General features: G+C 63.1%; 9 protein-coding genes. 6 read left to right on the forward strand and 3 right to left on the reverse strand.

Annotation, left to right across the window (positions count from 1 at the left end; all coding sequences use genetic code 11):
* Positions 1-2: 2 nt before the first annotated feature.
* The 5 genes from hutC to hutH all read left to right on the forward strand — a co-directional run bounded on the left by hutC (position 3) and on the right by hutH (position 6,313).
* The gene (gene hutC / locus H7R73_RS01245) at positions 3-707 is read left to right on the forward strand and encodes a histidine utilization repressor (RefSeq protein WP_103259359.1); all 705 of its coding nucleotides are present in this window, start codon (positions 3-5) and stop codon (positions 705-707) included.
* Positions 708-863: 156 nt separating this feature from the next.
* Positions 864-2,099: an imidazolonepropionase gene (gene hutI / locus H7R73_RS01250; protein WP_010672608.1), complete on the forward strand. Its 1,236-nt coding sequence runs from the start codon at positions 864-866 to the stop codon at positions 2,097-2,099.
* Positions 2,092-3,030, forward strand: a complete 939-nt coding sequence (hutG, locus tag H7R73_RS01255) for a formimidoylglutamase (protein ID WP_103259360.1) — start codon at positions 2,092-2,094, stop codon at positions 3,028-3,030. Before hutI ends, hutG begins: the two co-directional genes overlap by 8 nt.
* A gap of 45 nt (positions 3,031-3,075) precedes the next feature.
* Positions 3,076-4,779: a urocanate hydratase gene (hutU, locus tag H7R73_RS01260; protein ID WP_042015303.1), complete on the forward strand. Its 1,704-nt coding sequence runs from the start codon at positions 3,076-3,078 to the stop codon at positions 4,777-4,779.
* A gap of 1 nt (position 4,780) precedes the next feature.
* Positions 4,781-6,313: a histidine ammonia-lyase gene (hutH, locus tag H7R73_RS01265; protein WP_010672611.1), complete on the forward strand. Its 1,533-nt coding sequence runs from the start codon at positions 4,781-4,783 to the stop codon at positions 6,311-6,313.
* Between the two features lie 192 nt (positions 6,314-6,505).
* On the opposite strand, the gene H7R73_RS01270 is transcribed toward hutH, so the two are convergent.
* Positions 6,506-7,603 (reverse strand): calcium:proton antiporter, encoded by a 1,098-nt coding sequence (locus tag H7R73_RS01270; RefSeq protein ID WP_010672612.1) that lies wholly within the window; start codon positions 7,601-7,603, stop codon positions 6,506-6,508.
* A 151-nt stretch (positions 7,604-7,754) separates the two neighbouring features.
* The gene (locus H7R73_RS01275; RefSeq protein WP_103259361.1) at positions 7,755-9,290 is read right to left on the reverse strand and encodes an EAL domain-containing protein; all 1,536 of its coding nucleotides are present in this window, start codon (positions 9,288-9,290) and stop codon (positions 7,755-7,757) included.
* A gap of 513 nt (positions 9,291-9,803) precedes the next feature.
* Here H7R73_RS01275 and H7R73_RS01280 point away from each other — a divergent pair.
* On the forward strand, positions 9,804-11,723 hold the full coding sequence (locus H7R73_RS01280) for an EAL domain-containing protein (protein ID WP_103259362.1): 1,920 nt from the start codon (positions 9,804-9,806) through the stop codon (positions 11,721-11,723).
* Here H7R73_RS01280 and H7R73_RS01285 read toward each other — a convergent pair.
* Positions 11,720-12,634, reverse strand: a complete 915-nt coding sequence (locus H7R73_RS01285) for a 1-aminocyclopropane-1-carboxylate deaminase/D-cysteine desulfhydrase (protein ID WP_042015307.1) — start codon at positions 12,632-12,634, stop codon at positions 11,720-11,722. The two genes, H7R73_RS01280 and H7R73_RS01285, sit on opposite strands and share 4 nt — an antisense overlap.
* Positions 12,635-12,720: the final 86 nt, after the last annotated feature.

Below are 12,720 nucleotides of genomic sequence, written 5' to 3' on the forward strand. Positions count from 1 at the left end.
CGGTGGCTCCTGCGCTCTACCTTCAGATAAAGCAGCACATCCTGGACGGGATCCGCGAACGCCACTATCAGGCGGGCGACCGGATCCCGACCGAGGCCGCCCTGTGCGAGCAGTTTGCCGTGAGCCGCATGACGGTGAACAAGGCGCTGCGTGAGCTGGTGGCCGAAGGCTGGCTGGTGCGCACCGCCGGATCCGGCAGTTTCGTGGCCGACAGGCGTACCGAGTCGCCGCTCCTGGCGATTCGCAATATTGCAGACGAGATCGCCGAGCGGGGCTGCGAGTACAGCGCGCGGGTGATCCGGCTGCAACGTCAGGCCGCCGACGAGAAAGTAGCGGTGCGTCTGGGCCTGCGGGTCGGGGCGCCCACCTTTCACAGCCTCATCGTCCATCAGGCCGATGGGGAGCCGCTGCAACTGGAGGAGCGCTTCGTCGATGCCGAGCGACTGCCCGGCTATGGCGAGCAGGATTTCACCCAGCAGACGCCAAACAGCTATCTGATGGAGATCTGCCCCCTCTCCGAGATGGAGCACGTGGTAGAAGCCGTGTTGCCGAGTGCTGGTGAAGCCGGACTGCTGCAAGTGAGGGTCGACACCCCCTGCCTGCTGCTGCACCGGCGCACCTGGTCAGACGGCTTTCTGGTCTCCTATGCCAGATTGTTGTCGCCGGGTTCCCGCTACAAGCTGAGCTCCAAGACGCGTCTCGCATAATTGTATATACAAATTAAGCATTTAAAAGCCCACCTCTCGGTGGGCTTTTTTGTGCTTACACTCTAATAAAGTCGCTGTTATCAAGATGTGAACTTGATCCTTCCTTTCTTTTCAGAGATCGGCTATAAATTATTGTATATACATTTAGAGGTCGGTATGAACAAGGAACTGTTGAACTGCGAGCGGGTCTGGCTCAACGTGACACCCGCCACCCTGCGCCCCGATCTGGCGGACTACGGCCTGCTGGAGCCCCATGCCCTTGGCGTGCGGGATGGCAAGATCCACGCTCTGGTCCCCATGCAGGATCTCAAGGGCCCCTATGCCGCCTCCTGGCAGGACATGAAGGGGAAGCTGGTCACCCCCGGTCTCATCGATTGCCACACCCACCTCATCTTCGCCGGCAGCCGCGCCGAAGAGTTCGAACTTCGCCAGAAGGGAGTCCCCTATGCGGAGATCGCCCGCAAGGGGGGCGGTATCATCAGCACGGTGCGCGCCACCCGGGCAGCCAGCGAGGAGCGGCTCTATGAGCTGGCGTTGCCGCGGATCAAGTCCCTGATCCGGGAAGGGGTCACCACAGTCGAAATCAAGTCCGGTTACGGCCTCACCCTGGAAGACGAGCTCAAGATGTTGCGGGTGGCCCGTCGTCTGGGAGAGACGCAGCCCATCCGGGTCAAGACCACGCTGCTGGCGGCCCATGCGGTGCCGCCGGAGTATCGCGACGATCCCGACTCCTGGGTCGAGACCATCTGCCAGGAGATCATCCCGGCGGCGGCCGAGGCAGGTCTCGCGGATGCGGTGGATGTCTTCTGCGAGCACATCGGCTTCTCCCTTGCCCAGACCGAGCAGGTCTATCTGGCGGCGGATCAGTACAACCTCGCGGTGAAAGGGCACATGGATCAGCTCTCCAACCTGGGGGGCAGCACGCTCGCCGCCCACTTCGGCGCCCTCTCGGTGGATCATCTGGAATATCTGGATCAGGACGGGATCCAGGCGCTGGCCCACCGTGGCGTGGTCGCCACCCTGCTGCCCACCGCTTTCTATTTCCTCAAGGAGACCAAGCTGCCCCCGATCGCCGCCTTGCGCAAGGCGGGGGTACCCATGGCTGTCTCCTCCGACATCAACCCTGGCACGGCTCCCATCGTCTCCCTGCGCATGGCCATGAACATGGCCTGCACCCTGTTTGGCCTGACCCCGGTGGAGGCCATGGCCGGGGTGACCCGCCACGCCGCCAGGGCGCTTGGCGAGCAGGAACGGCTGGGGCAGCTCAAGGTCGGCATGCTGGCGGATTTCCTTGTCTGGAACTGCGGCCATCCGGCCGAGCTCAGCTACCTCATCGGCGTCGATCAGCTGGTGAGCCGTGTGGTCAACGGGGAGGAAACCCTTCATGGATAAGTTCAACGGGATCGACATGTCGGTCTGGCAGGGGCGTCAGGATCCCGAAGACGGCGAGCTGGCCCTGCGCTGGCACGACAGGGTGCAACCCTGGCAGGGGAATCGCGAACCCGGTGTGGTGCTGCTCGGCTTTGCCTGTGACGAAGGGGTGCGCCGCAACAAGGGACGAGTAGGCGCGGCCGGTGCACCGCTGGCGCTGCGCAAGCTGCTGGCCAACACGGCCTGGCACCTGGGCGCCCCCGTCTATGACGGCGGGGATCTGGCCTGTGAGGACGGCGATCTCGATGCCGCCCACGGGCGCTTGGCCGAACGGGTCGCGAGTGCGCTGGATCAGGGGCACTTCCCCCTGGTGCTGGGAGGCGGCCACGAGGTGGCGTTCGGTAGCTGGAGCGGCCTGAACCGCCATCTTGGTGGCGAAGGGCGGGTCGGGATCATCAATTTCGACGCCCACTTCGATCTACGCATGAAACAGGAGCAGGCGAGCTCGGGCACCCCCTTCTTCCAGATTGCCGAGCAGTGCGCCGCCCAGGGCACCCCCTTTCACTATGCCTGTCTCGGGGTGGCCGAAACCGCTAATACCGCGGCGCTCTTTGTCCGCGCCGAGGCGCTGGGAGTTTGGCACGTGCTGGACGAAGCGATGACGCCGACCGAGCTGCCAGCCTTGCTAGGCGGGCTGGATGCCTTCATCGCCCGTTGCGACCACCTCTATCTCACCATCGATCTCGACGTGCTGCCGGCGGCGGTGATGCCGGGAGTGAGCGCTCCCGCTGCTCGCGGCGTGGAGCTGGCGGTCATCGAACCGCTCATCGCCCATATCCGGGCCAGCGGCAAGCTCAGGCTCGCCGATCTGGCCGAGTACAACCCGAACCTGGATCAGGACAACCGCAGTGCCCGCGTGGCCGCGCGCCTGGTTCACCAGTTGACCAAGTAGTGGCGCACCGCGCCGCCTGATTGCATCGCTAAACAAGGAGTGTCTATGTCTGTACAACACCAGGATCCCCGCCACGATCCGAGCCGCGTGATCCGTGCTCCCCACGGCACCCAGCTGACCGCCAAGAGCTGGCTCACCGAAGCGCCACTGCGGATGCTGATGAACAACCTGGATCCGGATGTTGCCGAGCATCCTCAGTCCCTGGTGGTGTACGGCGGCATCGGCCGCGCCGCCCGCAACTGGGCCTGCTATGACAAGATCGTCGAGGTACTGACCCGGCTCGAGGACGATCAGACCCTGCTGGTGCAATCCGGCAAGCCGGTCGGGGTGTTCCAGACCCACAAGGATGCGCCGCGGGTGCTCATCGCCAACTCCAACCTGGTGCCCCACTGGGCCAACTGGGAGCACTTCAACGAGCTCGATAAAAAGGGTCTGATGATGTACGGCCAGATGACCGCCGGCTCCTGGATCTACATCGGCACCCAGGGCATCGTGCAGGGCACCTACGAGACCTTCTTCGCGGTGGCGAACCAGCACTTCAATGGCGAGCCCAAAGGCCGCTGGATCCTGACCGGGGGCCTGGGTGGCATGGGCGGTGCCCAGCCCCTTGCCGCCACCATGGCCGGTTTCTCCATGATCGCCGTGGAGTGCGACGAGACCCGTATCGATTTCCGTCTGCGTACCCGCTACGTCGACAAGAAGGCCCACAGCCTGGATGAGGCGCTGGCCATGATCGAGGAGGCCAAACGCAGCGGCACCGCCGTCTCCGTCGGCCTGCTCGGCAACGCCGCCGACGTCTTCGCCGAGCTGGTGGCTCGCGGCATCACGCCGGACGTGGTGACCGACCAGACCTCCGCCCATGACCCGGTACACGGCTACCTGCCCCAGGGCTGGAGCGTGGCCCAATGGCGCGATCTGCAAAAGAGCGCACCGGACGAGGTCAACGTGGCGGCTCGCCGCTCCATGGCCCGTCAGGTCGAAGCCATGCTGACCCTGCAATCCCGCGGCGCCGCCACGCTCGATTACGGCAACAACATCCGCCAGATGGCGCTGGAAGAGGGGGTCAAGAATGCCTTCGACTTCCCGGGCTTCGTGCCGGCCTACATCCGCCCGCTGTTCTGCGAGGGCATTGGCCCGTTCCGCTGGGTGGCGCTCTCCGGCGACCCGGAAGACATCTACAAGACCGATCAGAAAGTGAAAGAGCTGATCCCGGACGATCCCCACCTGCACAACTGGCTCGACATGGCCCGCGAGCGCATCGCCTTCCAGGGCCTGCCGGCGCGGATCTGCTGGGTCGGTGTCAAGGATCGGGTGCGCCTGGGCCTGGCCTTCAACGAGATGGTGAAGAATGGCGAGCTGAAGGCTCCGGTCGTCATCGGCCGTGACCACCTGGACTCCGGCTCGGTGGCGAGCCCGAACCGCGAGACCGAATCCATGATGGATGGTTCCGACGCCGTTTCCGACTGGCCGCTGCTCAACGCCCTGCTCAACACCGCTGGCGGCGCGACCTGGGTCTCTCTGCACCACGGTGGCGGTGTGGGCATGGGCTTCTCCCAGCACTCCGGCGTGGTGATCGTCTGTGACGGCACCGACGATGCCGCCAAGCGGGTCGGCCGCGTGCTGCGCAACGACCCGGCCACCGGGGTGATGCGTCACGCCGACGCCGGCTACGAGATTGCCATCAACTGTGCCCATGAGGCGAAACTGGATCTGCCGATGATCGACGCCACCGGCAAAGGGGTGAAATAAGATGTTCGAACTCAATCTGCAACCGGGCAAACTCTGCCTCGCCACCCTGCGCCGTGTCAGCCGCGAGCCGGTACACGTCAGCCTGGATCCGGCTGCCCTGGCGGGGATCCACGCCTCCGCCGCCGTGGTCACCAAGGTGATCGAGCAAAACCGGGTGGTGTACGGCATCAACACCGGCTTTGGCCTGCTGGCCAATACCCGGATCCCGGTGGAGCAGCTGGACGAGCTGCAACGCTCCATCGTGCTCTCTCATGCGGCAGGAATTGGCGAGTACATGGATGACGCCACCGTGCGGTTGATGATGGTGCTCAAGGTCAACTCGCTCGCCCGTGGCTTCTCTGGCATTCGGCTGACGGTGCTCGAGGCCCTGATGACCCTTATCAACGCCGAGGTCTACCCCGTGGTGCCGAAGAAGGGCTCCGTCGGCGCTTCCGGCGATCTGGCGCCCCTGGCCCACATGAGCTGCCTGCTGATCGGTGAAGGCAAGGCCCGTCACAAGGGTGAGCTGATCGACGCCGCCACTGCCCTGAAGATTGCAGGACTGGAGCCCATCGCCCTGGCGCCGAAAGAGGGGCTGGCCCTGCTCAACGGCACCCAGGCGAGCACCGCCTTCGCGCTGGAAGGGCTGTTCCATGCCGAGGATCTCTACGCCGGCGCCATCACCATCGGTGCCATGAGCGTTGAAGCGGCCCTCGGCAGCCGCCGGCCGTTCGATGCACGCATCCACGAGGTGCGCGGTCAGCGCGGCCAGATCGATGCGGCCGCCTGCTACCGCCACCTGCTGGTGGACGGCAGCGAGATCGGCATGTCCCACCACAACTGCGAGAAGGTGCAGGATCCTTACTCCCTGCGCTGTCAGCCCCAGGTGATGGGCGCCTGCCTGACCCAAATCCGTCAGGCCGCCGAGGTGCTGGTGTGCGAGGCCAACGCGGTCTCCGACAACCCCCTGGTGTTTGCCGAGGATGAGGAGATCATCTCCGGCGGCAACTTCCACGCAGAACCCGTGGCCTTTGCCGCCGACAACCTGGCCCTGGCCATCGCCGAGATCGGGTCGCTGTCCGAGCGGCGCATGGCGCTGCTCATCGACTCGCGCATGTCTGGCCTGCCGGCCTTCCTGGTGAACAACGGCGGGGTGAACTCCGGTTTCATGATCGCCCAGGTTACTTCGGCGGCCCTGGCCTCCGAGAACAAGACCCTGGCCCACCCGGCCTCGGTGGACAGCCTGCCCACCTCGGCCAACCAGGAGGACCACGTCTCCATGGCCACCTTCGCCGGTCGCCGGCTGGCGGACATGGCCGAGAACACCCGCGGTATCCTGGCGGTGGAACTGCTGGCAGCGGCCCAGGGGCTCGACTTCCGCGCTCCCCTGCGCTCCACCGAGCTCATCGAGCTGGCCAAGGGCCGTCTGCGGGAAGAGGTCAGCTTCTATGACAAGGACAGGTACTTTGCACCGGACATCGAGGCGGCCGCCGCCCTGCTGGGCCGTGCCAGCTACAACGACCTGATCCCGGCAGGGACCCTGCCCAGCCTCTGAATTGGAGCCTGAGCAACCATAAAAAAGACCGCCCATGGGGCGGTCTTTTCATTTTCGTCTCCCGCGCCTCGCGTCGGGGCCATCGGAAGTGCGCTGCGCAGAGTGGCAGCAGACAGAGGCGGCGGCTTTATCCGTGTTCAAACATCCGGAACAGATAAACCACGAACAGCACTGGGGTGAGTGCTGGCAGCCTTATCCGTGTTCAAACATCAGGAACAGGTAAACGACAAACAGCACAAGATGGGTGGCGCCGTGCAGGGCGTGGGTGCGGCCGCTGCTGAAGGTCACTTTACAGACCATGAGGGTGGTGATGAGCAGCACCATGTCGGCAGGGGAGAGGCCCAGGCGCACTTCCTGCCCCATCAGGGAGCCGATGAAAAGTACGGAGGGTACCGTGAGGGCGATGGTGGCCAGCACGGAGCCGAAGTAGAGATTCATGGCCCGCTGCAACTGGTTGTTGAAGGCCGCCTTGATGGCGCCGACCGCTTCGGGAGCCAGCACGATACAAGCGACGATGAAGCCACCCAGTGCCATCGGGGCTTCCATCACGTGTACCCCGTAGTTGATGGGGATGGCCAGGGTCTTGGCCAGCAGGATCACCACCACCAGGTAGGCGAGCAGCAAGAGGGTGTGATAGACGTTGCTCTGCAGCGGGCCGTGGTGATCCTCGAGATCCTCGTGATCGCTGTCGACGAAGAAGTGGCTGTGGCTGCGGGTCTGGATCAGCAGGAAGACACCATAGAGCAGGATGGAGATGATGATCAGCATCCATGACATGGCCTTGGAGAGGCTGCCCAGAGTGCCGCCCTGGGTGAAGTTCGGCAGGACCAGACAGAGCAGTGCCAGGGGAATGATGGCCACCAGATAGGATTTGACCCCGTCCAGATTGAAGTTCTGGGTGTGATAGCGCCAGCCGCCAAACAGCAGGGTGAAGCCCACCAGACCGTTGGTGACCAGCATCACCACCGCGAACATGGTGTCCCGGGCCATGGTGGGATTGGGATCGCCGGTCAGCATGACGGAGGAGATCATCACCACTTCCAGGGAGATGACCGAGAGGGTCAGGATCAGGGTACCGAAGGGTTCCCCGAGCTTGATGGCAAGGGCGTCAGAGTGACGCACGACGGAGAAGATGGCCCAGGTCACGATGGCAAGCAGGGCCAGCGACACCGGCAGGTAGACCGCAAGGGGGGTTGTCTCTGCCAGCAGGTCGCTTCCCAGGGTTTTGAAGAAGAGCAGGGTCAGCAGACCGGCAGGCAGAGCAATCTCTTGTCGGATAAAAGACTTCATAGGCAGTGGTTCTCATCTCGGGGCGGCCTCGGCCGACGGGGTATGGAGCGACTTGGTGCACCCAAGGTGCACAGACCCATGATAAGGGGAGATGCTCCTCATGCGGAGCATCATTTTGTTGCAAAGGGTGAGAGGCGGGGAAGATACCGCCTCAGTGCGGGTCGGAGGGGCTGGTTGTCTCGCCCTCTTGCCATGCCATCAGCCAGATCTTCAGTTTGCTCAGGGGCATGGGCTTGGCATAGACGTAGCCCTGGATCAGGTGGACTCCGTGGCGATGCAGATAATCCACCTGCTCCTGGGTTTCGACCCCTTCGGCGATCATCTCCATGCCCGATTTGAGGCCGAAGGCGATGGTGGCATCCAGCACGCTGCGCTTGAGGTCGTCCGTGCCTATGGTATCCACGAACATCTTGTCGATCTTGATCTGGCGAATGCCGAGCCGTTGCAGGTAGGCAAAGCCGCCATAACCGGTGCCGAAGTCATCCAGCTTGAAGTGATAGCCCCTCTCCTGCAGAGCTGCGATCTCCGCCATGGCCCCCTGGATGTGCTTGATGGGATCCCGCTCGGTGAGTTCGAAGGTGAGGCGGGCCGGCGAGGGCCAGCCATGGCGCTGCAACTGGGTGCGCAGACGAGGTTGCTCGATATGGCCCGCCACCAGATTGACGCTGACCCACTGGTGCGGGGCCAGGACGGGGAGATCCGCCAGGATGCGTTCCAGCAGTTGATCCGTCATCGGCAGGATCAGCCCCTGTTCCTCCGCATAGGCGATGAAGGTGCCTGGCGACACCAAATCCCGTCCTCGCTGCCAGCGCAGCAATGCCTCGAATCCCACCACCCTTCGGTTTCTGCTGTCCACTATGGGCTGATAGAAGGGGATGAACTCCCGCCGAGCCAGCCCTCTTTGCAGCAATCCTTTGAGGGAGCGCCGGTAGTTTCTAAGGCTCCAGTAGAGGGCCGCCAGCAGCGCCCCCAGCGCCCCGGCCGACCAGAGGCCATCACGGTGTATCTGTGAGCGGGCGTAGCGTTTCAGTGCCTCGCCAGCCCAGAGGGTCTGTTCCACCTGATGCTGGGGGTCGAAACTGAGCAGCCGCATCGGGTTTGCCTCTTCTCGAATGTGCTTGTTGCCACGGGGGAAAAAGAGCCCGGACTGGGTCGGGTGCTTGTGGTTGAACTCCAGGTAGAAACAGTCGTTGCAGGGGGTGCGCAGCAGCTCATGGCTCCAGCTGCTGTCGAGCACCCAATAGGCCAGATTGCCGTTGCGTCTCGCATAGACCAGGGTTTCGCGTTCGGTATCGAACATGGGGGCCGTGCTGGAAATATGAAAGTCGGGGGAGACCGGTATGCCGGCGTCGGCAAGCTGGGGCAGGGCGGGGCCCAGGGTGGAGCAGCCGCTCCCGTTGGCAAGCTGCAGGCCGGCCAGGCGAATATGGCGGTTGTAATACTGGGGTGAGCGCAGCAGCGCCATGTCTTTGGGGCCGCAATCGAAGGCAAAGTGGGCGAGTTGAGCGGGGACATCGTGATCCAGGAGCTGGTTGCGCTCCTGCTGGTAGTCGAGCAGAGCCCTTTCCTTTGTCTGCAACAGGTGGTGAGCCAGCTTGTCGCTCAACAGGGGGGTGAGCAACAGCATCAGCAGCGGGGGCAAACAGAAGAGGCCCAGAGGAATCCATAACGGAGATCGTGCAGACATGGTGGGCCCCCTTCTTCCCTGAAATGAAACAACTCGATTGAGACTCAAGCATCATAGCATTAGCTGCATCGATTTGAGCCAAGTTGGTCACACTTGGAACAAAAACGATAATTAATTGATAAATAAAGGATATGGCTAAACACCTGAACAAGATTCAATCGCTGACCTGTCATAAATGACAATTGTCCAGCTTATCTGAAGTGGCTAAAGTAGCGGTGCGGTTTGACTCACCGTGTGTTCAATACTCCTGTATCTATTTTTGTCAGTAGCACAGAGTGTTAGTTTTGATATGAGTGTTTCTTTTGGTCCCCGTTGTGGGACCATTTTTCTGTCCGCTCCTCAGCCTGTGTCCCCTCGTTCTCTCCCTTGATGCCTGTTTTGCGGCCCGCACAACGGCGCCGCATGACGCATCCGCCCGCTTATTTGCAGAAGCGGGATCTTCATCCATAGGCGGCGTTTGGTCTGGGCTGATACCATGATGCCCTATGGATGCTGTCGGCTACGGAAAGGCACATGAAACTGACCACTCAACTCGTCTCTTTTATTACGCTGTGCGTGATCTCGGCCATGGCCATGGTGATGCTCGGCGGGGTCTTCAGTTTCCGCCAGATGGGAATGGAGCTGCAACAGAACCGGGTCGACTCCCTGGTGGAGATCATCGACAAGCAGCTCGGGGTGACCGATGACCAGCAAGCCCTTGCCCGCTGGCTGCCCTCCCTGTTGCGGGCCTCCCATGTGGTGGAGCTGGAGATCCGTCAGGACAAGCAGCGGGTCTACTGGTTTCGCGATGTGCAGCAGCAGACGGACGAGAGCCTGCTGATCGCCTACAGCGAGGCGATCCCCAATCAGGTCGGGATGCGGGCCGACTTCAAGCTGGACAGGCCGTTCAAGGAGTTCGAGTACTCCATGAAGGCGATGTTCGGCATCTCTCTGGGTATCTTCATCGTGGTGTTCGGGCTCTGGTACTCCATCCGCTGGCTCCGTCAGCAGTTGCGCGGTGCCGAGCTGCTGGCGGAGCGTGCCCAGCTGATCCTGGATGGCAAGCTGACCAAGCTGGCCCATGACCCTGCCGAAGAGTGGCCTGTTTCGGCCAGTCAGGCCCTCACCCATCTGCTGACCGAGCTGGCCGACGCCCGCAAGGAGCGCAGCCGCTTCGACAACTTCATCCGCAGCAACGCCTTCGTCGACAAGACGACGGGCATCGGCAATCGCCTCTTCTTCGACAACCGGCTGGAGAGCGCCATCATGGAGGCAAGCGTGATCAGCGGCGGCGTGTTGCTGATCGAGCTGGCCGGTCTGGAAGAGCTGGATCCCGAGCTGAGCGGGCGCCCGAGCCAGGAACTCCTGATGGAGGCGAGCGCCACCATCGCCGCCTTCGTGCGAAAGCACAGCGGAGCCCTGCAGGCGCGCTATGCCGGTCAGGTCTTTGCCGTGCTGCTGCCGAACATGTCAGAGAGCGAGATGGTCGACGGCGCCAGCCAGTTGCTCAAGAGTCTGCAACGACTGCACTGGCCCGAAGCGGTCAATGCCGACACCGCCATCTATCTCGGTGCGGTCTGCTATCAGGCACAGGATTCCCTGCTCAAGGTGCAGGAAGAGGCGGAGCTGGCGCTCAAGAGCGCACGCCTGCAAGGACACAGCGGCTGGTTCCTGTTCGAGAAATCCCTCAACGAGGAGGCGAGCAGCAAGGGAACGGTGCGCTGGCGCACCCTGATCAGCCGTCGCATCGAGGAGCAGGGCATCGACTTCTACGTTCAGCCTGTGCAGCAGGAGCGGGATCAGGTGGTGTTGCAGCAGGAGCTGCTCATCCGACTTCACGACGAGCAGGGCCGGGAACTGCAGGCGGGGGTCTTCATGCCAATGGCGGAGAAGGCCGGTCTGCTGCTGCCGCTGGACAGGCTGGTGGTGGCCCGAGCCTTGCGACTGCTGCGCCAGCGACCGGCATCGAGCTGCCCCATCAGCCTCTCTCTGTGCGCCCAGAACCTGCTCACCCGCGAGTTCCAGCGCGAGCTCTTCTTCGAGCTGTTCCAGTTGCCGCGCAGTACCAACGAGGGGTTGATCCTGCAGTTGTCGGAGTCCCAGGTGACCCGCCACTACGAAGCCCTCAAGCGGCCACTTCGGGCGATGCGCATGCTGGGGTGCAGGCTTGCCATCGATCATGCGGGCCAGGACGTGGTGAGCACCCAGTACATCAAGGAGTTCGAGATCCACTTCCTCAAGCTGCACCCCAGCCTGGTGCGGGAGATCCACCTTCGCCAGGTCAACCAGATGGCGGTACGCAGTCTGGTGGGGGGCTGTGCCAATACCCAGGCCCGGGTCATCGCGGTGGGGGTGGAGAGTGGCGACGAGTGGAAGATGCTGCGACACCTGGGCGTGCATGCCGGTCAAGGTCCCTGGTTTGCCGACCCCGAGCCCCTCAACCTGCCTGACTAGCGTCCCGGCCGGGGTGACAGGCGGCCCTGCTCCTGCAGGCCCGCCAGCCCCTGCAAGCCACCGGTGTGGATGAAGATGATCTTGCTGCCGCGCGCAATGCGGCCTGCCGCCAGTTCGCGAAACAGCCCCCACATCGCCTTGCCACTGTAGATGGGTTCCAGCGGCAAGCCGGTTTCGGCACTGAATGCCTGCACCCATTGCCAGAGTGCCGGACTGAACCTGGCATAGCCGCCGTCGTGGTGATCCAGCGCAATGCGCCAGCCCGGAGTAGTGGCCGCTGCCGGATGCAACCGGCATACCTCGCCGGTGATGAAGTCGGCCCCCTTGAGCACCGCGATGGCCAGGATCTGCTCCTGCGCCCGCTTGCCCGCGATGAGCCCCGCCAGGGTGCCGCCGCTGGCGCAGGGCAGCACCCAGAGATCCGGCGAGAAGGGCACCTCGTCGACCAACTCGGCCACTCCGGGGATGGCCAGCGGGCTGCTGCCTCCTTCCGGTACCAGCAGGGTGTCGTCATCCTCGAACCTGGCAAGCCATTCGGGATCCTGGCGCCGGCGATAGTCCTGCCGGTCGACAAAAACGAGATCCATGCCCCAGCCTTTGGCCGCTTTCAGGGTGGGATTGCTGACGGTATCCCCTTCACCGCGTATGATGCCCGTGGTACGCACTCCCAGTCTGAGTCCTGCTGCGGCCAGGGCGTGAATGTGATTGGAGTAGGCGCCGCCAAAGGAGAGGATGTGGCCCTTGCCCAGCATCTGTGCCTGTTGCAGATGGTATTTGAGCTTTCGCCACTTGTTGCCGGAGAGGGTCGGGTGGATCAGATCGTCCCGCTTGCACCAGAGCGTGACGTCATGGGCTGCCAGCAGAGGATGTCGGATCCGGTGCAGGGGGGAGGGGAGCTGAAGGGGCGCCATGGGATCGTCTCCCGTGGGTGCCAGCGTGGCCGTCGATGCGTCGTTTGTCATAAAGTTGGAGGCTAATAGCCTGTTTATGTTAAGGT

This window comes from Aeromonas sp. WP2-W18-CRE-05 (assembly GCF_014168615.1).
Lineage (GTDB): Bacteria > Pseudomonadota > Gammaproteobacteria > Enterobacterales > Aeromonadaceae > Aeromonas > Aeromonas caviae.

What these genes read in the sequence shown, in the direction of transcription:
- hutI (WP_010672608.1), top strand. Translation starts at nt 864, where the DNA reads ATGAACAAGGAACTGTTGAACTGCGAGCGGGTCTGGCTCAACGTGACA.
- hutG (WP_103259360.1), top strand. Translation starts at nt 2,092, where the DNA reads ATGGATAAGTTCAACGGGATCGACATGTCGGTCTGGCAGGGGCGTCAG.
- hutU (WP_042015303.1), top strand. Translation starts at nt 3,076, where the DNA reads ATGTCTGTACAACACCAGGATCCCCGCCACGATCCGAGCCGCGTGATC.
- hutH (WP_010672611.1), top strand. Translation starts at nt 4,781, where the DNA reads ATGTTCGAACTCAATCTGCAACCGGGCAAACTCTGCCTCGCCACCCTG.
- H7R73_RS01270 (WP_010672612.1), bottom strand. Translation starts at nt 7,603, where the DNA reads ATGAAGTCTTTTATCCGACAAGAGATTGCTCTGCCTGCCGGTCTGCTG.
- H7R73_RS01275 (WP_103259361.1), bottom strand. Translation starts at nt 9,290, where the DNA reads ATGTCTGCACGATCTCCGTTATGGATTCCTCTGGGCCTCTTCTGTTTG.
- H7R73_RS01280 (WP_103259362.1), top strand. Translation starts at nt 9,804, where the DNA reads ATGAAACTGACCACTCAACTCGTCTCTTTTATTACGCTGTGCGTGATC.
- H7R73_RS01285 (WP_042015307.1), bottom strand. Translation starts at nt 12,634, where the DNA reads ATGGCGCCCCTTCAGCTCCCCTCCCCCCTGCACCGGATCCGACATCCT.